We start from the raw sequence: 22,896 nt of genomic DNA, 5'->3' as shown, positions 1-22,896 counted from the left end.
TATTTAATCTTTAGAAATAAATTAAATAATAAAATAGCTACATAATTTTAACATTGAATCTTTATACAATAGAGAATTGATTAGTATTTTTTAATGAAATTAAGTCTAAAAAACATGAAAAAAAATGTTCTTTTACTTTTTGTTAGTGTGGTAATTATGACGTGCAATCAGGTAGAAAGAAATCTTAATCCTAAAAATTTAATTGGTGGATTAGAATTATTATCTTCAGAAAGAACAGGAATTGATTTCAATAACACGATTAGAGAAACTAAAGGTGTAAATCATTTTTATTTCAGTCAAATATATAATGGAGCTGGAGTTGCCATAGGTGATATTAATAATGATGGGTTGCCAGATATTTTTTTTGCGGGTAATCAGGTTTCTGATCGATTATATTTAAATAAAGGTAATTTTCGATTTGAAGATATTACCAAAAAATCTAAAACTGCTATTAATTCTGGATGGACATGGGGCGTTACTATGGCCGATGTAAATGCAGACGGCTATCTAGATATATACGTTAGTAGAAATGGAGAGTCTATGAATCCTGAAGATAGAAAAAATCAACTCTATATTAATAATCAAGACCTCACATTTACAGAAGCGGCTATGATATATGGCTTGGCAGATGCTGGTTTTTCAACTCAAGCAGTATTCTTTGATATGGATAATGATGGTGATTTAGATATGTACCAAGTCAACCAACCAGCTGATCAAAAACTATTTTTAAGGAACAATATTCCGGAGAATACCTACCATTTTTTTGCAGATAGGTTATACAAGAATAATAATGGAAGATTTCAAGATGTTAGCCGAGAAGTTGGAATATCTCACAATATTGGATCTTATGGTCTAAGCGTTAATGCTACAGATTTTAATAATGATGGTTGGATGGATATATATATAGCTAATGACTATATGGAACCAGATTTGATGTATTATAACAACGGTGATGGAACTTTTAAAAATGTTGCTCATGAGAAAATGAATCATATGACTAATTTAAGCATGGGTTCAGATACGGGCGATATTAATAATGATGGGTTTATGGACCTCATTACTATAGACATGACGCCCGAGGATCATTACAGATCTAAAACCAATATGCAGACGATGAGCACCAAAGATTTTATGGATCGTGTGAAGACAGGCAGACACTATCAATATATGGCAAATGCATTACAGATTAATTCTGGTATGGGGACATTTTCGGATGTTGCAGATATGGTTGGATTAGCAAGAACAGATTGGAGCTGGGCTAGCTTAATGGTGGATTTAGATAATGATGGTTTTAGAGATATTCTTATTACTAATGGTGTTAAAAAAGACGTAAGAAATAATGACTACTTAACAAAAGTCAGAAACCTTGATGAAAATATATCATCAGAAACTTTTTTCGAAATTGCTAAAGAGGCACCGTCTGTACCATTACCAAACTATGTATTTAAAAACAGAGGAGATTTAAAATTTGATAAAGTAACTTATGATTGGGGATTTGATACGCCAAGTTTTTCAAGCGGTATGGCTTATGGCGATTTGGATAATGACGGCGATTTAGATGTAGTAATTAATAATATGGAGTCACCTGCATTTGTATACGAAAATAAAGCTACTGGAAACTTTTTAAAAATCAGTTTTGAGGGTTCAACTAATAATACATTTGGTTATGGAGCAAAAGCTATCATTTACCACGGAGACAATATACAGGTTGGAGAAAACATGGTAACTAGAGGCTATTTATCATCTGTTGAACCCGGTGTATTTTTTGGATTGGGCAAGGATACAGAGGTAAGTAAAGTAGAGGTATTATGGCCTGATGGAAAAACAAATGTCTTTGAAAAAGTAAGTGCGAATACAGAACTTACAGCAAAATATTCTAAAGCAGCTATTATCAGAAAAACTTCAAAAGAACAAGAAACACCTTTATTTGTTAAAGTCAATTCAGAAACTATAGGAATAGACTATACGCACAAGGAGAATGAATTTGATGAGTACCAAGATGAGATATTGTTACCTCATAATGTGTCGCAAAATGGACCATTTACAAGTGTAGGAGATGTTAATGGTGATGATTTAGAAGATATATTTATTGGAGGTTCAGTTGGTCACGAGGGAATACTTTACCTACAATCCCAAGATGGTAAGTTTAAAGAAAATGATTCACAGCCTTGGCAATTAGACAAAGCATCAGAGGATTTGGGTGTATTGTTTTTAGATGTAGATGGCGATAATGATTTGGATTTATATGTTACTAGTGGTGGCAGTGAGTATAAAAGAGGTAATCCATTGTTAAAGGACAGATTATATATAAACAATGGTAAAGGTGAGTTTACAAAAAACAACGCGGCTTTACCTAACATATACGAAAGTACCCAATGTGTTAAGGCTTCAGATATAGATAACGATGGCGATTTAGATTTGTTTGTAGGCACTAGGTTAATATCTGGTAAGTACGGATTTCCATCAAGTAGTTATATACTTTTGAACAATAATGGCACTTTCAAGAAAGCTCCTAAACAAACAGCACCAGATCTTGAGAATATAGGTATGGTAACTGATGCTGTATTTACAGATATTGATAAGGATAATGATGACGATTTGATAATTGTTGGTGAATGGATGGAAATACAAGTCTTAACAAATACAGATGGGACGTTTACAAATAATAAACAAGACTACGGTTTAGAAAACACAAGAGGCTTATGGTGGTCCATTACAGCCGATGATATAGATAAAGATGGTGATGATGATTATATAATTGGCAATCTAGGATTAAATAATAAATTTAAAGCATCAGAGAAACATCCTTTTAAAGTTTTTGTAAATGATTTTGATAGTAATGGTACGAACGATGTTGTTTTAGCCAAATTCTATAAAGACGATTATGTGCCCGTAAGAGGAAGAGAATGTACAAGCCAGCAAATGCCATTTATTGCAGACAAGTTTAAAGACTATCATAGTTTTGCATCTTCCAAATTAGTAGATATCTTACCAGAAGATAAAGTAGATGATGCCGTTATTTATGAAATAAAAAACTTCGAAAGTATTATTTTAATAAATAACAATGGTAAATTAACAAGACAGGCTTTACCTAATCAGGCACAAGTATCGCCAATAAAGTCATCATTAGTTATAGATGTTAATAACGATGGGCATCAAGATATAATAATAGTAGGCAATCATTTTGGGGTAGAAGTAGAAACTACGCGTTATGATGCTGGTATAGGAGCAATATTATTAGGTGATGGAAAGAATAATTTTAAAGCTCTACATACAGCTAAAAGTGGTTTTAATGTACCTTACGATAGTAGAGATATTAAGCTGTTAAAGCAAAATAATAAAAAATACACTCTTGTTATATCAAACAATAATAAACCATTATCATTATTTCAGTCAAAAGTTAATTAATTATCGATTTTATCATAATTAGCGGCTATTTTGTATAAAAAACAACTAATTATGTTAATTTAATGAGGTTGTATTGTTTTTGTATAGGTCTTTTATCCTCTTTTGTAAACATTTTATGGCATATTTACAATAACTAAATATTTTTTAACAAAACTCTATAAAATTATGAAAAAAATTACCTTATTATTTGCTCTATTGACATTTTCATTGGGGTACTCTCAAACCGATATTGCTTTAAATGGAAGTTTCGAAACAGGAGATTTTACTGATTGGACACAATTTCCTAGTGGTACGCAAACTGTAATTAATACGAATCCTTCAGACGGAACATTTTGTGCTGAATTAAATAACAATGTGGCACAATCTGCCAGCTTAATAAAAAATGCCAATATAGGAATAGGAACGGTAGTACCTAGCCAAGATGTCACAATAACATTCGATGCACGTGGTACTTTAGGTGTTGGTGGCGTAGCTTTTGCAGAGTTTTTTTCAGAAATCAGCGGAGGAGGTACATCATCAGCTGTGATATTGGGAGGTGGACCTTTGAGCATAAATGCTGACCCTAATACGTGGACAAGTTTTTCTTTTACAACTACTACAGGTCCGGATGTAAGTGGAGGCGTAACGTTTCAGTTAACTGCTACAACATCAGCTGATGTAGGTTCTACGGCTCAAATGTTTTATGATAATGTTAAAATTACATTGTCTGCTCCTCCAGCAGAAACTTGTATGGATGGTATACAAAACCAAGACGAAACTGGTGTAGATTGTGGTGGCGTTTGTCCTGCATGTCCACCTATAGCTTCTTTTTCAGAAGATTTTGAATCATCACCACCTATTACTGGGTTTGATGGTTGTACGGCAACTTTAGAAGCTCCTTCAGGACCTCAAGCAATAGGTAATTCTAGTACTAATTTAGCTAAACTTGTTAGAAGTGGTGGTCAACCTTGGGCAGGAGCTTTTGTTGATGCTCCGGAGGATTTTGATTTTACTGCAGAAAGGTATATTCAATTAAGAATTTGGACAGATGCGGCCATAGGTACTCCAATTGTAGTAAAAACAGAACAGATTGGTGATGGTGGTAACAATAGTGGTGATAAAACGATGAATACAACTGTAACAGGAGATTGGGAAACTCTAACCTTTGATTTTGATGGAGTTGGGACTACAATTCATAGGAGATTCGTTATTATTCCAAATCTTGGTGTTTTAGGTGATGGTACAGCAACATCAACATATTATTTTGATGATATTGTGCAAACAGCAACTGCTAGTTCAGAAGATTTTGCAAAAGCAGTTTTTAAAGCATATCCTAATCCAACAAGAGATAGTTGGACAATTGCTACTAATACCGAAGTGATATCTGCTATTGAGATTTACGATATTTTAGGAAAAAATGTAATGTCAATAAATCCAAGATCTAACCAAGCGGTTATAGATGGATCAAATTTAAGATCTGGTTTGTATTTCGCTAAAGTATCTTCAGATTTAGGGACCAGTACTTTAAAGCTTGTTAAGAAATAATAAATTAGTGCATTCTATTTTAAAAGCCATATGAATAATATGGCTTTTTTTTATTTTTTTATTATCTTAGAGTTTACGAGAAAAATTTTAATTCTAAATTTAATTAAACTATGAAAAAAAATTACCTTTTATTTCTATTTCTATTTCTATTAACATTACACTTATCTGCACAGAGCAATATCACCTTTAGTGTTGATATGACTGGTCAAACTTTTACGCAAGCCTATGTTAGTGGAAGTTTTAATGGATGGAGCGGAACGTCAAACCCATTAGTAGATATGGGGAGTGGTATTTGGGAAGCGACTTTTCCATTAGCAGATGGTGAACATGAATATAAATTCACTTATGATAATTGGACAGGGCAGGAGGCGTTTTCTCAAGGAGATGTTTGTACAATTACCAATGGTGGCGGTAACCATAACAGGATTTTAGTTGTTGCTGGTTCAGATAAAACCTTACCAACAGCTCCTTTTAGTGGTTGTGTAGAATCTGCATCAAACCCAGGACCACATAGTTTAATAGTTAATGTAGATATGAGTGCTTATGGTGGTTCTATAAATACAGCTGTTAATATTAATGGTCAAAATTATAATAGTCAAGGACTAGGTAATTGGTGTGGCCCTTGTATTCCATTAGTTGATATGGGAAGTAATATTTGGTCAGCGACCATACCATTGGAAGAGTATACTTACGAATTTAAAATTACAGTAGATGGATGGACGGATCAAGAATTTTTCGCACAATTCGATCCGGGAACCGTCACGAATGATGGTAATACAAATAGATATATTCAAATGTATGGTGACAGAACAATTAATTTAGTTTGGAACACACCACAAATTTTAAGTGCTGAAGCTAATGATTTAAATATTAACAGCTTTAAAACGTTCCCTAATCCAACACGTGATAGTTGGACGATTAAGGCAGCTAATAACAGTATTATAAACATTCAAGTGTTTGATGTGTTAGGTAAAAATGTGATGTCTTTAAATCCAAGCTCTAACGAAGCTGTTATAGATGGGTCAAGTTTGGGATTAGGTTTATATTTTGCAAAAGTAACTTCAGAGTTAGGAAGCGACACCTTAAAATTGGTAAAGCATTAAAAAACCAATATAAAAGAGTTAAAAGCCATATGTATAGTATGGCTTTTTTTATGGCAATAATTAAACGTAATATGAAATCTTAAAAAGTTATTTTATAAAGAAATAGTACTACAAATGTAGAATACTCAATATTATTTATAAATTTATTGTCTAACTAAACTAAAACTAGATTCATGATTGGCATACTCTCCTTTGTTGGCTTTACAGCATTAGTAGCAATTATTTCTTATATAGCAACCCGAAAAACAGATGAGAATTCTTCTGATGGGTATTTTTTGGGTGGACGAAGTTTAACGGCTGGTGTAATTGCAGGTTCTTTATTGCTTACAAATTTATCTACTGAACAAATTGTAGGTTTAAATGGTAGTGCCTATAAAGATGGATTGTCTGTTATGGCATGGGAAACACTTGCGGCAATTGCCATGATTGTAACTGCCATTTTTTTATTACCAAGATATCTAAAAAGTGGTTTAACCACCATTCCTCAATTTTTAGCAAATAGGTTTGATGTTGCTACAAAAACCATTACATCAGCACTATTCTTAACAGGTTATGTTGTGGTGCTACTGCCAGTTATTTTATACTCTGGATCCGTGGCAATTAGTGGTATGTTTGATGTGCCAACTTTACTAAATGTTTCAGACTCTACAGCGTTAGTAATTTGTATTTGGGGAATTGGTATAATAGGCTCAATATATGCAGTTTTTGGGGGTTTAAAAGCAGTTGTGGTATCAGATTCAATAAATGCCATTGGTTTGTTAGCTGGTGGGATATTAATACCAATTTTTGGATTAATGGCTATTGGAGATGGGTCTGTTTTAGCAGGTTTAGATGCATTAATGACTACCAATCCAGAACGTTTTGATTCAACTGGAAATCCAGGTCAAGAAGTGCCTTTCGCGACGATTTTTACAGGAATGATGTTGGTGCAGTTATTTTATTGGGGAACAAATCAACAAATCATACAAAGAGCTTTAGGAGCGAAGAATTTGGCCGAAGGACAAAAAGGATTGGTACTGGCATCTTTTATTAAAATTTTAGGACCACTAATTTTGGTACTTCCTGGCATGATAGCTTACCATTATTTTAATGGAGAATTGGCTTCAAGCGATTTAGCATATCCTGAATTAGTGCGTGCAGTATTACCAACATCTCTCGTTGGATTTTTTGCGGCTGTATTGTTTGGCGCGATCTTAAGTTCTTTTAATAGTGTTTTAAATAGTTCTGTAACTTTATTTGGAATAGACATTTACAAACAGCATGTTAATAAGGAAGCTAATGAAAGAACTGTAGTAAAGTATGGAAAAATCTTTGGTATTTGTTTAGCATTAGCAGCTATGTTTATTGCACCAATGATTGCAAATGCAGGAAGTTTATTTAATTATTTGCAACAGATAAATGGTATTTACAGTATTCCTATTTTAACCATCATTGTGGTTGGATATGTAACCAAAAGAGTTCCAGCAATTGCAGCAAAGATTGGAATTATTTCAGGATCTGTATTGTATATAATAAGTCAGTTTATTATTGGTCCTAACAAGGTATCTGCAGCACTAGAGGCAGCAAAAGCATCGGGAATTACCGATCCAGCAGCTTTAAGATTAGTAGAAGCAGAAGCCTATCCACATTTTTTACATGTCATGGCAATATTGTTTACCGCCAATATTTTAATCATGTTGCTAATTGGCAAATTTTATCCCAACAAAGAAGCCTATATTCAAACATACACGGAGCAAGTGGATATTCAACCTTGGAAACATGTCAAGCTTGTTGGCGGATTAATTACTTTGGTTGTAATTTGTATCTATATATATTTTGCGAAATAAAACAATTGATTTATAGACATTAAAAGCTCTTTATGATACTGAAGGGCTTTGTTTTTAGCTTAAAAAATCAAAGATAATTTTAGTAGTTAAAACGCTTTTATTCGCTTTTGCCGTCTTGAATAGGGTCTGAATCAGGCATCATTTTGTTCAGTACAAAATAAACCGGACAAAACTTGGTAACAGGACTAATAATTTGTAAGACAGCAACTCCTGCGGCCAAATACAGCCATTGCATGTTAACTTGAAATGCTAGTAAAACACTGACGCCATAAAGTATTCCAACAATAGCATCGTGTAATCTAATTTTACTTTTTGTACGATTTGTTGTCATAATAGTTAGTTTAAATAGTTGATTATTAAATATATACTTTCCAAATATACGAAATTTCAGCATTCATTAACTTTATGATTATACCAAAAATCTTAAATTTTTAGCAGTATCTTTGCAACCAAATTTAAAACGAATGCACAAAGCAGGCTTTGTAAATATTATTGGTAACCCGAATGTGGGTAAGTCAACCTTGATGAATGCTTTTGTAGGCGAAAAATTATCCATTATTACATCAAAGGCGCAGACAACAAGGCATCGTATTTTGGGTATTGTCAATGGAGAAGACTTTCAAGTCATTTTAAGCGATACACCAGGCATTATTAAACCGGCCTATGAGTTACAAGAATCCATGATGGATTTTGTAAAATCTGCTTTTGATGATGCCGATGTTTTAATTTATATGGTTGAGATAGGTGAGAAAGAATTAAAAGACGAAGCTTTTTTTAACAAGATAACCAATTCAAAAATACCAATATTACTACTTCTAAACAAAATTGACAGGTCCGACCAAAATCAGTTAGAAGAACAAGTACAACTCTGGCAAGAAAAAGTTCCCAACGCCGAAATTATTGCTATTTCAGCTTTAACAGGGTTTCAAGTAAAAGAAGTTTTTGATAGAATTATAGAATTACTTCCAGAGTCACCACCTTTTTATCCTAAAGATCAATTAACAGATAAACCTGAACGCTTTTTTGTAAACGAAACCATTAGAGAAAAAATCTTAATGCATTATAAAAAGGAAATCCCTTATGCTGTTGAAGTAGATACCGAAGAGTTCTTTGAAGAAGACACTATTATAAGAATGCGATCAGTGATAATGGTGGAGCGCGAAACCCAAAAAGGAATAATAATTGGTCATAAAGGCTCTGCTCTAAAGCGCGTAGGTGTAGAGTCCCGGAAAGATTTAGAGAAATTCTTTGGTAAACAAGTGCATTTGGAGTTGTATGTGAAAGTGAACAAGAATTGGCGAAGTAATCAAAACCAATTGAGACGTTTTGGTTATAATCAGTCTTAATAATAATGATTGAAGATATTTAAAGATTTTAATTCTAGTCTTTTTCGCTTATTTTTTGTACCTTTTATACAACATTCTACTGGGCATCCTACATTATATAATTTAATTAATAACTTCTACCTCATTGACTTAACCGAACTAATGTTTTATTGTTGAAAGTTTACGTTGCTTTCTGATCCATTACATGAAACTAATTCATGGTATTAAGTCTTCTTAATTAAATTAATTTATTATGTATACCTTCAAAAACTTTTTAGTGGCTTTGATTGGGCTTTTATTTGGTTTAGGTCAAAGCTTTTGCCAAGATGATGATAGGAACTTTCTTCGTGATCGAGGTAGTAACGGAATACCAACTTCAATGTTTGGAACATATGCAGAAAAAGGAGATATCATTCTTTATCCTTTTTATGAATACTATTATGATAAAGATTTTGAATATGAACCCTTCGAATTTGGCTATGGTTCAGAAATTGAATATCGCAGTAAATATACAGCCCATGAAGGGCTGATCTATTTTGGGCTAGGAATATCTGATTGGGTTATGGTAGAACTTGAAGCCGCTGTTATAAGTGGTAAATTGGAAAAATCAACCGATGATACATCGCAAATGCCAGATGAAATAAAAGAAAGCGGTTTAGGCGATGTAGAAGGACAAGTAAGATGGAGATATAATATGGAAACATTAAAAAAACCCGAATACTTTTCTTACCTCGAATTTGTGTTTCCTTTTACACCAGATAAACCATTAACTGGAACAGGCGACTGGGAATTCAAGTTAGGATCTGGTATTCTAAAAGGATTCAAGTTTGGTACAATGACCTTTAGAATAGCCGCAGAATATGACGGAGCTGAAGACAAATTTGAGCTTGGTGAAATGGCACTTGAGTATTTAAGAAAGGTCAATGATTGGTTCAGGTTTTATATAGGTGTTGAAGGAACTCAAGATGAGTGGGAATTAATAAATGATTTACAATTCCATATCAAATCCTGGATGTTTATTAGAGTAAATAATGCCATAGGAATTACAAGCAAAGCTACTGACTATGCTCCAGAATTGGGTGTTGTTTTTTATCTAAATAAAATATAAATGTGGATGATTAGTAAATTATAAAATAGTTTTGGTTACAATCAAAACTAATTAATCAACCTCATAGTCCAGTTTCATGGTTATGGATGCCGTTTTCTCTTTTGAAGAGGTGTTATAGGTTCCACCCCAAGAATGATCTTCATTTGAGTTTTGTCCTGTTATTTGAAATATACCCATTTTTGCAGAAATTAGATTACCTAAAGTGCCTCCAGAATTTTCAGCAATTTTTTCTGCCCGTGTTTTGGCATCGGCAGTAGCTTTAGAGATCATTTCAATTTTTAGATCGGCAAGTTGTGTATAATAATATCGCGGTTCTTGAGAGTAAAATTGAATACCTTTATTCAAAAGCTCGGTAACTTCTCTGGAGATCTTTTCGACCTTTTCTACATTTTTAGAGTCTATTTGAAGAGTTTGGGTGAGAACGTAACCCAAAAATTCTTCACCTATATATTTTCCATCACCTGTATATTTTCCTCTTGTATTTTTTCTACTTCTAACGGCATTAAATACCAATTCTTTATCTGTTATGCCTTTTGATAATAAATATTCTGAAATGACTTTCTTGTCGTTTTCAAGATCGGCGTATGCCTGTTGTAAATTTGAACTTTCTTTTGAAAAGGAACCTTCCCAAACAATTAAATCGGATGTAAAATCGGCTTTACCCAAACCTGTAACTGAAATTGTGCCATCAGTTTTATTTCTATTTACAATAGAATTTCCAAGTAAATATGAAGAGATAACAATAGACAAACCAAAAATGATTGCAGTAAGACTTTTTTTCATTGTTGAAATATTAAAAAATGAGTAATAATGTAACTGTAAATTATATACGAATATTTTACAACTTTAGAGCTTTATTCATAAAATCATAAAGTATATGCATTTGCTCATTTCCAGTTGCTTTACCTATTCTTCCAACAAAATAAAGAACAATCCAAAAAACAATCATTAGAATGACCACAAACAATTGCATGGTGTAATCAGTTTCTAATGACCAGTTGGTATAGGCCCAAATTCCGAATGCAATAAATAATCCAGCAACAATAAAATGTATAAACATAAACATGGTCCAAACTGTTGGGTTTGGTCCAAATAAGCCATGTAAAATAGAAGTTTTTGAATTAACGGCGTTAATCTCTAAATGCAATTGAGGTGACCAAAAATGTTGCTTTTCCTTTGGAAATTTAATAAAGACATGGTCATCTATTCGATTAATAATAAAATCTGATTGTGTCTTTTTTATGTCTTCAAAAATTCGCAATGCATCTTCATTATTTCTTTTTAATTCTATTTTAAATCTCGGACGTAAAACAATAGCATTGGCTGAAGACATATAGATTTTATTTTAAGATATTAAATTAGTGTTTTTTCTTCAAATAGGAAACACTACCTTTGCAGCCAATTTATAGAGTATGAGCAATATAGTAGCTATAGTAGGAAGACCAAATGTTGGGAAATCAACCTTCTTCAATCGTTTAATTCAACGAAGAGAAGCCATTGTTGATGCAGTTAGTGGTGTGACTAGAGATAGACATTATGGAAAAAGTGATTGGAACGGAAAGGATTTTTCATTGATTGATACTGGTGGTTATGTTAAAGGAAGTGACGATATTTTTGAGGCTGAAATTGATAAACAAGTAGAATTGGCGATTGATGAGGCCGATGCTATTATTTTTATGGTGGATGTTGAAAGTGGAGTCACAGGCATGGATGAAGATGTGGCCAAACTATTGCGAAAAGTAAACAAACCTGTTTTTCTAGCGGTTAATAAAGTGGACAATGCCAAACGAGCGGAAGATGCTGTTGAATTTTATGCTTTAGGTTTGGGCGAATATTATACCATTGCAAGTATTAATGGAAGCGGAACAGGAGAATTATTGGATGCTTTGGTAGAAGCCTTGCCAGAAAAAGAAGAGGTTGAAGAAACTGAACTGCCACGTTTTGCAGTGGTCGGTCGTCCTAATGCTGGTAAATCATCTTTTATCAATGCACTTATTGGAGAAGAAAGATATATAGTTACAGATATTGCTGGAACTACAAGAGATTCAATAGATACAAAGTACAACCGCTTTGGGTTTGAATTCAATTTGGTAGATACCGCCGGTATTAGAAGAAAAGCTAAAGTAAAGGAAGATCTGGAATTTTATTCTGTAATGCGAAGTGTACGTGCTATTGAACATTGCGATGTGTGTTTAGTCGTTCTTGATGCCAATCGAGGCTTTGATGGCCAAGTGCAAAATATTTTTTGGTTGGCAGAACGCAATAGAAAAGGTATTGTTATTCTGGTAAATAAATGGGATTTGGTTGAAAAGGATAACAGGACTATGAAAGATTTCGAAAAGGTTATTCGAAAAGAAATAGAACCATTTACAGATGTGCCAATTGTCTTTATTTCGTCATTAACCAAACAACGTATTTTTAAAGCTATTGAAACCGCAGTTGAGGTTTACAAAAATCGAAGCAAAAAAATAAAAACACGTCTTCTTAATGATGTGATGTTACCTATCATTCAGAATTATCCGCCACCGGCTTTAAAAGGAAAATACGTTAAGATTAAATTTATTACCCAATTACCAACACCACAACCTCAATTTGCATTTTTCTGCAACTTACCACAATACGTAAAAGAACCATACAAACGTTTTCTAGAGAATAAACTACGAGAGCATTTCGATTTTCATGGTGTACCTGTTACAGTGTATATGCGCAAGAAGTAATCTCCTAAATTTCGTTTAAGATTTAAGTAATAATCCTTAATTTAGTCTAACAATCATAACTCATGAATCAAATCATCACTTTTGGAGAAGTATGAATGCGTCTTTCTCCACTTGGTAACAGAAAATTTATTCAGGCTAATCGCTTAGAGTTTTATTTTGGTGGCACAGAATTAAACGTTGGACTTTCGTTAGCTAATTTTGGTGACAATGTAAAACATATCACTTGTATATCTGATGATTTTATTGGTGATACAGCTATGGCCTATATGAATAAATTCGATTTAGACACCACTGCTGTTGTACGTTCTAAAAGACCTTTGGGAGCTTATTTTCTTGAGGTAGGAGCTGTAATGAGGCCAAGTAATATATCTTACAATCGTTCACATTCTGCGTTTTCTGAAATTAATCCTAGTATGGTTAATTGGAAAAATGCTTTGGAGAACGGAACATGGTTTCATTGGACAGGTATTACACCAGCCTTAACACAAGGCACGTTTGATACCTTAAGAGAAGGATTAAAGTTAGCAAGTAAAAAAGGAATGCAAGTTTCTTCAGATCCTACATATCGAAATGGATTATGGAAATATGGGGCTGAACCAAAAGATGCATTAACAGAGCTATTGTCATATTCAACTATTTTTATTGGCGGTATTAATGAAATGAATGAAGTATTAGGAACAACTTGCGGAAGCTCTAATGAAGAATTTATTGAAGCCAGTAAAGTATTGATGGAAAAATTTCCGAGGATTCTAAAAGTATTCGATAAAATAAGAACTTCCATTAACGCATCATGGCACAAAATACGTGCTAGAATGTGGAATGGTGAAGAGTTTTATGAAACACAGGATTTTGATATTACACATGTAGTAGATAGAATTGGTACTGGTGATGCCTTTGCTGCAGGATTGATACACGGTTTACAGCGTTTTGACGATATCAAGGCGATGAATTTTGCAAGTGCTGCATGTGCTTTAAAACACACGTACATGGGTGATGTTAATTATGCTACAGTAAATGAAGTTAATACCTTACTGGAAGGTAATATTTCGGGACGCTTCAACAGATAATTGTTCAATTGCGCATTTCAAATTCTAAAGTATTTTTAACAAGTTAAATTTTTGTACTTAATTCCTTCGCTAATAAACTTAAAAGATCAATCATATTTTGTTTAATCCTCAAAGCTCTGTTTTGCACTAAATTGTTTTCTCTTTTGGTTGCTTGTGTCAGCTTATAGAATGTGCCTTCATTTTTAAGTAAGGTATAATCATGATCGGTTATTCGATATTCGCCTAACCAGAGAGTATGATTTGTTGCTGTCCATGAAAAATATTTTAACAGTTCAGATTCTATATACTTAATCCTGAAATCAATACGTTCTTGCTCATATTTTAGATAATATGGATAGTAGGATTCATAATGGTCTGAAATGGCTTGCCGCAAATTATCGTTTTGAATGATCTCAACACCTTTTGAAACCAATAGGCGATAACCACTAGTGTTTGGGTTTAAATGAGGCGTTGTTCTTAACTTTAAAACATTGTGGTTGAATTCTGAATTAGGCTTATCAAAATGTTCTAAATAATGTACAATAAAATGACTTCCGTCATTTACTGAATCCATGAAAGCAATATCTTCATTAATTTCTATTAAATCTCTTTCTAGGTTAGATTGAATTTCTATTAGAATTGCAATTTCACTATTGCGTTCTTCATTATAATTGGCTTTTTGATTAATCCATAAAGCAATTAAAATACCAACTACAACAAGAATAATTTCACCAATGGCATAGCGCAGATATTTTCCGAATTTATTTTCGTTAACAAGTTGCCTACGTATGTTTTTAAAAAGCTTAATCATCTTGTTTTATAAATTCAAATTCTCCTGTTATGGGTTTAAAAATAATATGATAATTACCGGCTTCGGGTATATCAATATCATCTCCATCTTGTACTGATTTTCCTTTTGGAAAATCGTTATTCCCAAAAACACCCCAATTTTGTGCCCAGCTATCACGGCATCTAAACTTTACACGACCTTCTTTTAAAAACAAATCAATTTCCCAAATGTCATTTTCAATATCAGTGAGAACCATAGGTGTTGATTTACCTCCAACATCAGTAAATCCGTCTAGCGAAGTACCAATAATACCTACATCTTGATATAAAATTTTTACTTCGGGATAATAATTTTTAATAATCTGCAATATGGATTTTACATTGCCTAAGCGATTTAATAAGGTAGATCGATAATTAACTTTATTATTTCTGGTATTGTTTTTAGCTATTCTAAACTCATTAGAGTTAACTAATTTAATAACGTTTAAAATATCTTGATCATTATAATAAAGAGAATCTAATTTATCAAAACGATTAATTACACCATCATTTGAATTGACTTTAGGTGATGCTAAATTGTATTCATAGTATAATGGATGTAAGTAATCTTGGTAAAGGATTTCATTGTCAACTTCATTAACATAGTTAATGACATGCTTAAAAATTTCATTCTGACTTTTGTTATTAGGATTAAAGCTTAAGATTTCGGCATGATATTTAGTTTCTGAAACAAAATAATTTGAATAATCTATAGCGATAAAATTTAAGAGATAAGGTAAATCTTTGGTACGTGAATGGTTATTTAAATAATTTTCAATGCTAGGTATAGAATCAGGATGATTATAAATAAAATCCATATTCTCAATTTGTCTGCTTGTAAGCTTTATATGTCCTTCAATTATCTGAACATCGTAAGTCATGGAGCTATATAATTGCTCTAACGTTACTTTAAATTGTGCCTCCTGCTTACGGTTTTCGTTCCAATTATTTAATTGTAATGCCATAAAAATACCAAGCATAATAAGTACGACTTCTCCAAAGGCATATCTAAAATATTTTGAAAATTTGTTTTCGTCAGCTAGTCGTTTACGTATTTTTCTGAAAAAGTTAATCATACTAATAATTTATTCACGTTCTTTTGTACAGTTCGTTCTGTATCATATCGACCGTTTCAATTGATTTTGTTCTTAAGTTTTCAAACTTTTCTATAAAGTCCTTGAGTTTAACATAATATAGACCAATATTATTTCTTATTAGTTTGAAAGGTAGAGAATTTGGGTCATTAATAAAGTCCCATTCCAAACCATGAGACATGACCTTTTTATTGAATAATACGTTTTTTCGGCTAGCATATAGCCAAGAAAAAGGCAAGTCAGGATGTCCCCATATGTTCAATATGTTATTCGCTGTAAATTCGTTAAACTCTTGAATATATTTCGCTTTTTCTTCTGATATTTTATATAGGCTTGCAATGGAATCTTTAAGTACTTTATTTTTTATTATACCAATATTTCCACTGCTCACCAATTCGTTGAATGTGAAATTTTGAATAGTAAGATGCTCTGCAGGGAAATCAAAGGATTCGAATAGTCTTGCATACTCTTCGAAGTTTTTTTGCGTTTGATACATTCCGTCTACTACTCTATAATAATTTTCAATATTATTTTGGGCCTCCTTTATCCGGCGATCATAATATTTGATATCATTGTTGAGGTCTTTTTGTATGCTTTGCAAATACTTCAGTTCTAAATTAGTTTCCTTTCTATTTTCATTCCAGTTGTTAATCTGCAATGCAATTAAAATACCAACAACAACAAGAATAATCTCTCCAACAGCATATTTAAAATACTTAATTGTTTTTCCTTCACTTAAAACAGTGTGACGAATTTTTCTGAAGAAATTAATCATTACTTAAAATTAGTAATGTAGGAAATGAGTAGATAGTTGGTTTTCTAAATGTAGGAATAAAATTTGAAACGATTAAAAAGAAATAGAAACTACTGCAATTGAGGACTGCCAACAGGTTACTGCAAACTGAATACTGAAATTACCAACCACCAGAGGCACCGCCACCACCAAAGCCTCCGCCGCCAAAACCTCCTCCAAAGCCACCGCCAGAACTACTACCGCCAGACCAACCACCAAAGCCACCAGCAGAAGAACGACCTTTATAATTGCCTCGGCCCATATTGCTCAAAATAATGGCATCCAGAATGCTAATGCCTCCTGATCGGTTTCCTTTGTTTCTTCCACCTCCACGTCTGCTTTTAGAAAGTGCAATAATAAGGATGATGAATATGATGAATAAGAGAAGTAACAATCCAATTGGGAAACCATTTGAGCTTGATGGTCTAGACCCTTGATATTCTCCCATTAAGACTTCAAAAATAGCGTCAGAACCTCGATTTAAACCACCATAATAATCACCATTTTTAAAATAAGGAATAATGTCTCGCTCTATAATTCGTTTAGACATGGCATCGGTTAATAAATGTTCTACACCATAGCCTGTATTGATCCCTATTTTTCGGTCATCTTTTGCTAAAAGAATAAAAACCCCATTGTCTTCTTTGGCTTGACCAATGCCCCATGAATGTGCCCATTGAGCACCAAGATAATTGATATTTTCTTCTTCGGTTGAACTAATAATAGCAATGACGATTTGGGTGGAAGTTGTGTCCGAATATTGAATTAGTTTTTCCTCTAAATTTAATCTGTCAAAAGAAGAAAGAAGATCAACATAATCGTAAACACTGGTTTGAAATTCTGGTTTTTTAGGTATGTCAAACTGCGCATAACTTATCTGTAAGGACGAAAAAAGTATAAATCCTAAAAGCCATATATGTTGAATAGATTTCATTTAGGATGTAGTTATATCGTTTGGTAATTCGTTGATGTCATTTATAGCAATTGGGAAATGAAGTTTAAGCTGCTCTCCAGCTTTCAAGATACCATCAATCAACCCTTGTTTAAATTGTCCTTTCTTAAAATGTTGTTCTATAAGATTTTTAGTACTATCCCAAAAATTTGAGGGCACTACATGATTAATACCTTGGTCACCATAAATGGCAAATTGTTTATCATTTACAGCAACATAAATCAATACAGCGTTTTGGAGTTTGGTGTTTTCCATTTTTAGAGTATAGAAAACTTCTAAAGCTCTTTTTTCAATATTGCCTTTTGATGAATTTTCTAAATGAACACGTATCTCACCCGAAGTGTTTTGTTCGGCAATACGAATGGCCTCAACAATCTCTTGCTCTTCTGTTGTGCTTAAAAATTCTTCAATATTTAAAGACATGATGATTAATTAAAATCAAAATCTACATTAGGTGCGTTTTCGCTTCCTGGATCTGCCTTATAACGCGCCATCTCTTTAAATCCAAACATGCTAGCCAATATTTTATTTGGAAATTTAGTGGTATAAATATCGTATTTGTTTACGGCTTCATTATAACGATCACGAGCTACATTAATTCTGTTCTCCGTACCTTCTAGTTGAGACTGTAATTCAAGAAAATTTTGATTTGCTTTAAGTTCTGGATAGCGCTCAACAGAGACTAATAATTTAGATAAAGCACCACTTAATCCACTTTGAGCTTGTTGAAATGCAGCCATATTCTCTGCGGTAATATTATTGGCATCAATAGTTGTAGAGGTTGCTTTGGCACGAGCTTCAATAACTTCGCGTAAAGTAGTACGCTCAAAATCTGCAGCACCTTGAACGGTTTTTACAAGGTTGCCTATCAGATCGTTTCTTCGTTGGTAAGAACTCTCAACATTAGACCACGCGGTTTTTGCGTCAGCCTCTAATGTTACAGATGTATTATTGATTCCTACTGCCCATTTGTAAATTCCAAAAATAACAATGACAATTATTATTAAAGGGATAAGCCATTTTTTCATAGTACGTATGTTTTGTGTTAGTGTTTAGAATGTTATAATCTACTCTATTAGTATCTAATAGAAAGAAATGTTACAGCTCTAATTTAATTTTGATAAGTTGGGTCTTAATGTTTTCTAATTTGCTAATGATTTCGAAATTATTTAGAGACTGCTTTTTCTCTTCTTTTAAATGGGTTTTAGCACCTTCTAAAGTGAAACCACGCTCTTTAACCAAGTGGTAGATAAACTGTAGATTTTTAATATCTTCGGGAGTAAACTTACGGTTGCCTTTGGCATTTTTCTTGGGTTTAATGACATCAAATTCCTTTTCCCAAAATCGAATTAAGGAGGTGTTAACACCAAAGGCTTTGGCGACTTCGCCAATACCATAATATCTTTTCTCTGGTAAGTCTATATACATTAATCTAACGATTGGTTTTCTTGTGATGCTTGTTCTAATAGGTCATTAAACTCCTCAGCGGTCAAACTACCATAATAGAAATTAATGGGGTTTATGCGTTGTTCGTTCTTAAAGATTTCATAATGTAAATGTGGTGCTTCAGATCTTCCAGTACTACCGACAAACCCAATAATATCTCCACGTTTAACCTTTTGGTTCTTTTTTACATTATACTTGTACAAATGTGCATATAGGCTAGTATAACCATAGCCATGGTCAATCCTAATATGCCTACCATATCCTGCAGCTCCTGCATCTGCACGTTTTACCACGCCATCACCTGTAGCATAAACAGGTGTTCCCCTTGGAGAAGTAAAGTCCATTCCCCAATGCATTTTTCTAGCTTTGGTAAACGGATCTGAACGCATACCAAAACCTGATGCCATTCTAGTTAAATCTTCATTATTTACGGGTTGGATTGCAGGAATAGCGGCCAAGAACTTTTCTTTCTCTTCGGCAAGTTTTACAATTTCATCTAAAGATTTCGATTGTACAACAATCTGTTTTTGAAGAATATCTATACGCTTGTTACTTTCTATAATTAGCTTGGAATTATCAAAGCCTTCAAGGTTTTTGTATCTGTTTATACCACCAAAACCAGCTCTGCGTTGTTCAGCCGGAATTGGATTTGCTTCAAAATATAAACGATAAATATTGTTATCTCTATCTTCTATGCTAGCCAAAACAGATTCAGCTTCGTCCATTTTTTTATTTAGCAGCTCATATTGAAATTCCATATTTGCCAATTCTCGTTTAAGGGCTTTTTCTTTTGGTGATTCAACAAATTGACTGGCAATAAAAACAAAGATGAAACCAAACAAGGCAGAGGATAATAAAAAACCAAATATATATTTAAGAGTAGTTCTTTTTTTGCGTTCAATCTTTCTATATGAAAGAGTTTCAGAATCGTAATAATATTTTACCTTACTCATTTCTTTATTTATGCTATTTTTGTCATTAATTACATCTGTTTAAACATGGATTAATTAGCATAACGTTCAAAGATAAAAATTGTTTCGTAATTAAAATAATTTTAACTGAAACAAGATTAGCACTAAAAGTACATGAAGTCTCAAGATATTCGCTCTAATTTTTTAAACTTTTTCAAAGAAAAGAAACACACCATTGTACCATCTGCACCAATGGTGTTAAAGGACGATCCCACCTTAATGTTTGTGAATTCTGGTATGGCACCTTTTAAAGAATTTTTTTTAGGGAATGCCGAACCAAAGGATAACCGAATAGCCGATTCGCAAAAATGCCTACGTGTTTCTGGTAAGCACAATGATTTGGAAGAGGTTGGATATGATACATATCATCATACTTTGTTCGAAATGCTTGGCAATTGGAGTTTTGGCGATTACTTTAAAAATGAAGCCATAGCTTGGGCTTGGGAATTATTGACAGAAGTTTATAAAATAGATAAAAATATTCTCTATGTAACCGTTTTTGAAGGCGATAAGGAAGATGGTCTGCCGATGGATCAAGAAGCATACGATTTTTGGAAAGAATACATTTCTGAAGACAGAATCCTAATGGGAAATAAAAAGGACAATTTCTGGGAAATGGGAGATCAAGGACCTTGTGGACCTTGTAGTGAAATACACGTTGATATTCGGTCTGATGATGAAAAAGCAAAGATTTCTGGCAAGGACTTGGTTAATAAAGACCATCCTCAAGTCGTAGAAATCTGGAATCTGGTCTTTATGCAATACAATAGAAAAGCAAATGGTACTCTAGAAAACTTACCTAACAAGCATATTGATACTGGTATGGGTTTTGAACGTTTGTGTATGGTATTGCAAGGCGTAAAATCTAATTATGACTCTGATGTTTTTATACCTATAATTAGAGAAATTGAAACCATTACTAACAAACAGTATGGTAAAAATGAAAAAGTTGATGTAGCTATTCGAGTGATTTCAGATCATGTTCGTGCTGTAGCCTTTTCAATTGCCGATGGACAATTACCTAGCAATACAGGAGCAGGTTATGTGATTAGAAGAATTTTACGTCGTGCTGTACGCTATAGTTTTACGTTTTTAAATCAAAAAGAGCCTTTTATATATAGACTGATCGATGTATTGAGTAACAAAATGGGTATTGCTTTTCCTGAATTAAAATCTCAAAAACATCTCATTGAAAATGTTATAAAAGAAGAAGAGTATTCTTTTTTAAGAACTTTAGATCAAGGATTAGTATTGCTTGATCGTATTGTGAAAGATTCCAAAAATAAAATTATTTCTGGAGAAAAAGCCTTTGAGTTGTACGACACGTATGGTTTTCCATTAGATTTAACTTCATTAATTCTTCGTGAAAAAGAATTTACTCTTGATGAAACCGGTTTTCATGTAGAGATGAAAAAACAGAAAGAGCGTTCGCGTGCAGCAAGCCAGATGAGTACAGACGATTGGATTGTATTATCGGAAGATACAAAAGAGGAATTCGTAGGTTATGATACTTTAGAGGTCAATGTCCAAATAACGCGTTATAGAAAAGTAACTTCTAAAAAGGATGGAGAAATGTATCAACTGGTTTTTGATTTAACACCTTTTTATCCAGAAGGTGGAGGACAAGTTGGCGATAAAGGTTATTTAGAAGATACACATGGTGATGTGGTTTATATTCTCGACACTAAAAAAGAGAACAACGTTATTATTCATTTTACAAAGAATTTACCAAAGCATTTGAATGAAACATTTAAGGCTGTTGTTGATGCAAAACAACGCCACAGAACTGAAGCAAATCATACAGCAACCCATTTATTACATCAAGCATTAAGAGAGGTTTTAGGAGATCATGTTGAACAAAAAGGAAGTGCTGTTCACTCTAAATATCTGCGTTTTGATTTTTCACATTTTTCAAAGTTGACTGTCGAAGAACTTCGTGATGTTGAGAATTTTGTAAATGCTAGAATTGATGGAAAATTACCATTAATTGAAAAACGAAATATACCAATGCAAGAAGCAATGGATGAAGGAGCAATGGCTTTATTTGGAGAGAAGTATGGTGATTCTGTTCGTTCTGTTCGTTTTGGGCAATCTATTGAACTTTGTGGTGGTACACATGTAAAAAACACTTCGGATATCTGGCATTTTAAGATTGTATCTGAAGGTGCTGTAGCTGCTGGAATTAGACGTATTGAAGCTATTACTAGTGATGCCGTAAAAGATTTTTATCATGAAAACAATAGGGCTTTTTATGAAATGAAAGATTTACTCAATAATGCAAAAGAACCTGTCAAAGCTTTGCAAAACCTTCAGGAGGAAAATTCAAATCTTAAAAAGCAAATAGAGCAGTTACTGAAAGATAAAGCTAAAAACATACAAGGAGAACTTATCAATGAATTAACTGAAATTAACGGAGTTCAATTTCTAGCTAGGCAACTAGATTTGGATGCATCTGGAATTAAAGATGTGAGTTTTGAATTAGGTCAACAGTTTGATAATCTATTCTTGTTATTTGGAACAAGCAACAATGGTAAAGCCTTGCTATCTTGTTATATTTCAAAAGAACTAGTTTCAAGCAAAGGCCTCAATGCAGGACAGATTGTAAAAGAACTCGGAAAATTTATTCATGGAGGTGGTGGTGGTCAGCCATTCTTTGCTACAGCAGGGGGAAAGAATCCCAAAGGAATTGATCAGGCTTTAGAAAAAGCTAAAGATTACATTTTAAAATAATTGTCATCCTGAACTTGATTCAGGA

The 22,896-nt window shown here is 33.1% G+C and carries 20 protein-coding genes; 9 read left to right on the top strand and 11 right to left on the bottom strand.

Going from position 1 to position 22,896, the window contains the following annotated elements; genetic code table 11:
- Nucleotides 1-114: 114 nt before the first annotated feature.
- From AAFP94_RS05735 to AAFP94_RS05720, 4 genes are all read left to right on the top strand, one after another.
- Entirely contained in the window at nt 115-3,408 is a 3,294-nt protein-coding gene (locus AAFP94_RS05735) for a VCBS repeat-containing protein (RefSeq protein WP_316661546.1), read from the top strand.
- 165 nt (nt 3,409-3,573) lie between these two features.
- A complete protein-coding gene (locus tag AAFP94_RS05730; protein ID WP_316661545.1) occupies nt 3,574-4,932 on the top strand; it encodes a T9SS type A sorting domain-containing protein in 1,359 nt (452 codons plus the stop codon).
- Nucleotides 4,933-5,042: 110 nt separating this feature from the next.
- Nucleotides 5,043-6,035 (top strand): T9SS type A sorting domain-containing protein, encoded by a 993-nt coding sequence (locus AAFP94_RS05725; protein WP_316661544.1) that lies wholly within the window; start codon nt 5,043-5,045, stop codon nt 6,033-6,035.
- A gap of 173 nt (nt 6,036-6,208) precedes the next feature.
- Complete coding sequence (locus tag AAFP94_RS05720) at nt 6,209-7,861, top strand: solute:sodium symporter family transporter (protein WP_316661543.1); 1,653 nt, start codon at nt 6,209-6,211, stop codon at nt 7,859-7,861.
- A gap of 97 nt (nt 7,862-7,958) precedes the next feature.
- Here AAFP94_RS05720 and AAFP94_RS05715 read toward each other — a convergent pair whose 3' ends face one another.
- Nucleotides 7,959-8,192: a YgaP-like transmembrane domain gene (locus AAFP94_RS05715; protein WP_316661542.1), complete on the bottom strand. Its 234-nt coding sequence runs from the start codon at nt 8,190-8,192 to the stop codon at nt 7,959-7,961.
- A gap of 133 nt (nt 8,193-8,325) precedes the next feature.
- Here AAFP94_RS05715 and era point away from each other — a divergent pair, with 133 nt between their 5' ends.
- Both era and AAFP94_RS05705 read left to right on the top strand, forming a co-directional pair.
- Nucleotides 8,326-9,207 (top strand): GTPase Era, encoded by an 882-nt coding sequence (gene era / locus AAFP94_RS05710; RefSeq protein ID WP_316661541.1) that lies wholly within the window; start codon nt 8,326-8,328, stop codon nt 9,205-9,207.
- Between the two features lie 232 nt (nt 9,208-9,439).
- A complete protein-coding gene (locus AAFP94_RS05705) occupies nt 9,440-10,294 on the top strand; it encodes a hypothetical protein (RefSeq protein WP_316661539.1) in 855 nt (284 codons plus the stop codon).
- A gap of 51 nt (nt 10,295-10,345) precedes the next feature.
- Here the strand turns inward: AAFP94_RS05705 and AAFP94_RS05700 are convergent, their stop codons facing one another.
- Both AAFP94_RS05700 and AAFP94_RS05695 read right to left on the bottom strand, forming a co-directional pair.
- Nucleotides 10,346-11,077 carry an SIMPL domain-containing protein gene (locus AAFP94_RS05700; protein WP_316661537.1) on the bottom strand — a complete coding sequence of 244 codons (732 nt, stop codon included), beginning with the start codon at nt 11,075-11,077 and terminating at the stop codon, nt 10,346-10,348.
- A gap of 55 nt (nt 11,078-11,132) precedes the next feature.
- Entirely contained in the window at nt 11,133-11,627 is a 495-nt protein-coding gene (locus AAFP94_RS05695; RefSeq protein WP_316661536.1) for a GTP-binding protein, read from the bottom strand.
- A gap of 79 nt (nt 11,628-11,706) precedes the next feature.
- On the opposite strand from AAFP94_RS05695, the gene der reads away from it, so the two are divergent.
- Complete coding sequence (der, locus tag AAFP94_RS05690; protein WP_316661535.1) at nt 11,707-13,011, top strand: ribosome biogenesis GTPase Der; 1,305 nt, start codon at nt 11,707-11,709, stop codon at nt 13,009-13,011.
- Nucleotides 13,012-13,106: 95 nt separating this feature from the next.
- Nucleotides 13,107-14,078 (top strand): sugar kinase, encoded by a 972-nt coding sequence (locus AAFP94_RS05685; protein ID WP_316661534.1) that lies wholly within the window; start codon nt 13,107-13,109, stop codon nt 14,076-14,078.
- Between the two features lie 43 nt (nt 14,079-14,121).
- Here the strand turns inward: AAFP94_RS05685 and AAFP94_RS05680 are convergent, their stop codons facing one another.
- From AAFP94_RS05680 to AAFP94_RS05645, 8 genes are all read right to left on the bottom strand, one after another.
- Nucleotides 14,122-14,868: a DUF6090 family protein gene (locus AAFP94_RS05680; protein WP_316661533.1), complete on the bottom strand. Its 747-nt coding sequence runs from the start codon at nt 14,866-14,868 to the stop codon at nt 14,122-14,124.
- Nucleotides 14,861-15,961 carry a hypothetical protein gene (locus AAFP94_RS05675; protein ID WP_316661532.1) on the bottom strand — a complete coding sequence of 367 codons (1,101 nt, stop codon included), beginning with the start codon at nt 15,959-15,961 and terminating at the stop codon, nt 14,861-14,863. Before AAFP94_RS05675 ends, AAFP94_RS05680 begins: the two co-directional genes overlap by 8 nt.
- Before the next feature lie 13 nt (nt 15,962-15,974).
- A complete protein-coding gene (locus AAFP94_RS05670) occupies nt 15,975-16,754 on the bottom strand; it encodes a DUF6090 family protein (RefSeq protein ID WP_316661531.1) in 780 nt (259 codons plus the stop codon).
- Between the two features lie 139 nt (nt 16,755-16,893).
- Nucleotides 16,894-17,706 carry a TPM domain-containing protein gene (locus AAFP94_RS05665; protein ID WP_316661530.1) on the bottom strand — a complete coding sequence of 271 codons (813 nt, stop codon included), beginning with the start codon at nt 17,704-17,706 and terminating at the stop codon, nt 16,894-16,896.
- The gene (locus AAFP94_RS05660) at nt 17,707-18,147 is read right to left on the bottom strand and encodes a TPM domain-containing protein (protein WP_316661529.1); all 441 of its coding nucleotides are present in this window, start codon (nt 18,145-18,147) and stop codon (nt 17,707-17,709) included.
- 5 nt (nt 18,148-18,152) lie between these two features.
- The gene (locus AAFP94_RS05655) at nt 18,153-18,752 is read right to left on the bottom strand and encodes a LemA family protein (RefSeq protein ID WP_316661528.1); all 600 of its coding nucleotides are present in this window, start codon (nt 18,750-18,752) and stop codon (nt 18,153-18,155) included.
- Between the two features lie 70 nt (nt 18,753-18,822).
- Nucleotides 18,823-19,152, bottom strand: a complete 330-nt coding sequence (locus AAFP94_RS05650) for a MerR family transcriptional regulator (RefSeq protein WP_316661527.1) — start codon at nt 19,150-19,152, stop codon at nt 18,823-18,825.
- Entirely contained in the window at nt 19,152-20,123 is a 972-nt protein-coding gene (locus tag AAFP94_RS05645; RefSeq protein WP_316661526.1) for a M23 family metallopeptidase, read from the bottom strand. Before AAFP94_RS05645 ends, AAFP94_RS05650 begins: the two co-directional genes overlap by 1 nt.
- Before the next feature lie 132 nt (nt 20,124-20,255).
- Between AAFP94_RS05645 and alaS the strand changes: the two genes are divergently transcribed.
- Nucleotides 20,256-22,871 carry an alanine--tRNA ligase gene (gene alaS / locus AAFP94_RS05640; protein ID WP_316661525.1) on the top strand — a complete coding sequence of 872 codons (2,616 nt, stop codon included), beginning with the start codon at nt 20,256-20,258 and terminating at the stop codon, nt 22,869-22,871.
- The last annotated feature ends 25 nt before the right edge of the window (nt 22,872-22,896 follow it).

It is taken from the genome of Gilvirhabdus luticola (assembly GCF_040117515.1).
Taxonomy (GTDB): domain Bacteria; phylum Bacteroidota; class Bacteroidia; order Flavobacteriales; family Flavobacteriaceae; genus Gilvirhabdus; species Gilvirhabdus luticola.
The sequence above is the reverse complement of the archived record's forward strand: the minus strand, read 5'-3'. Positions and strand labels throughout refer to the sequence as shown.

Excerpts from the sequence above, each read along its gene's own strand:
- AAFP94_RS05735 (WP_316661546.1), top strand. The coding sequence starts at position 115 with ATGAAAAAAAATGTTCTTTTACTTTTTGTTAGTGTGGTAATTATGACG.
- AAFP94_RS05730 (WP_316661545.1), top strand. The coding sequence starts at position 3,574 with ATGAAAAAAATTACCTTATTATTTGCTCTATTGACATTTTCATTGGGG.
- AAFP94_RS05725 (WP_316661544.1), top strand. The coding sequence starts at position 5,043 with ATGAAAAAAAATTACCTTTTATTTCTATTTCTATTTCTATTAACATTA.
- AAFP94_RS05720 (WP_316661543.1), top strand. The coding sequence starts at position 6,209 with ATGATTGGCATACTCTCCTTTGTTGGCTTTACAGCATTAGTAGCAATT.
- AAFP94_RS05715 (WP_316661542.1), bottom strand. The coding sequence starts at position 8,192 with ATGACAACAAATCGTACAAAAAGTAAAATTAGATTACACGATGCTATT.
- era (WP_316661541.1), top strand. The coding sequence starts at position 8,326 with ATGCACAAAGCAGGCTTTGTAAATATTATTGGTAACCCGAATGTGGGT.
- AAFP94_RS05705 (WP_316661539.1), top strand. The coding sequence starts at position 9,440 with ATGTATACCTTCAAAAACTTTTTAGTGGCTTTGATTGGGCTTTTATTT.
- AAFP94_RS05700 (WP_316661537.1), bottom strand. The coding sequence starts at position 11,077 with ATGAAAAAAAGTCTTACTGCAATCATTTTTGGTTTGTCTATTGTTATC.
- AAFP94_RS05695 (WP_316661536.1), bottom strand. The coding sequence starts at position 11,627 with ATGTCTTCAGCCAATGCTATTGTTTTACGTCCGAGATTTAAAATAGAA.
- der (WP_316661535.1), top strand. The coding sequence starts at position 11,707 with ATGAGCAATATAGTAGCTATAGTAGGAAGACCAAATGTTGGGAAATCA.
- AAFP94_RS05685 (WP_316661534.1), top strand. The coding sequence starts at position 13,107 with ATGCGTCTTTCTCCACTTGGTAACAGAAAATTTATTCAGGCTAATCGC.
- AAFP94_RS05680 (WP_316661533.1), bottom strand. The coding sequence starts at position 14,868 with ATGATTAAGCTTTTTAAAAACATACGTAGGCAACTTGTTAACGAAAAT.
- AAFP94_RS05675 (WP_316661532.1), bottom strand. The coding sequence starts at position 15,961 with ATGATTAACTTTTTCAGAAAAATACGTAAACGACTAGCTGACGAAAAC.
- AAFP94_RS05670 (WP_316661531.1), bottom strand. The coding sequence starts at position 16,754 with ATGATTAATTTCTTCAGAAAAATTCGTCACACTGTTTTAAGTGAAGGA.
- AAFP94_RS05665 (WP_316661530.1), bottom strand. The coding sequence starts at position 17,706 with ATGAAATCTATTCAACATATATGGCTTTTAGGATTTATACTTTTTTCG.
- AAFP94_RS05660 (WP_316661529.1), bottom strand. The coding sequence starts at position 18,147 with ATGTCTTTAAATATTGAAGAATTTTTAAGCACAACAGAAGAGCAAGAG.
- AAFP94_RS05655 (WP_316661528.1), bottom strand. The coding sequence starts at position 18,752 with ATGAAAAAATGGCTTATCCCTTTAATAATAATTGTCATTGTTATTTTT.
- AAFP94_RS05650 (WP_316661527.1), bottom strand. The coding sequence starts at position 19,152 with ATGTATATAGACTTACCAGAGAAAAGATATTATGGTATTGGCGAAGTC.
- AAFP94_RS05645 (WP_316661526.1), bottom strand. The coding sequence starts at position 20,123 with ATGAGTAAGGTAAAATATTATTACGATTCTGAAACTCTTTCATATAGA.
- alaS (WP_316661525.1), top strand. The coding sequence starts at position 20,256 with ATGAAGTCTCAAGATATTCGCTCTAATTTTTTAAACTTTTTCAAAGAA.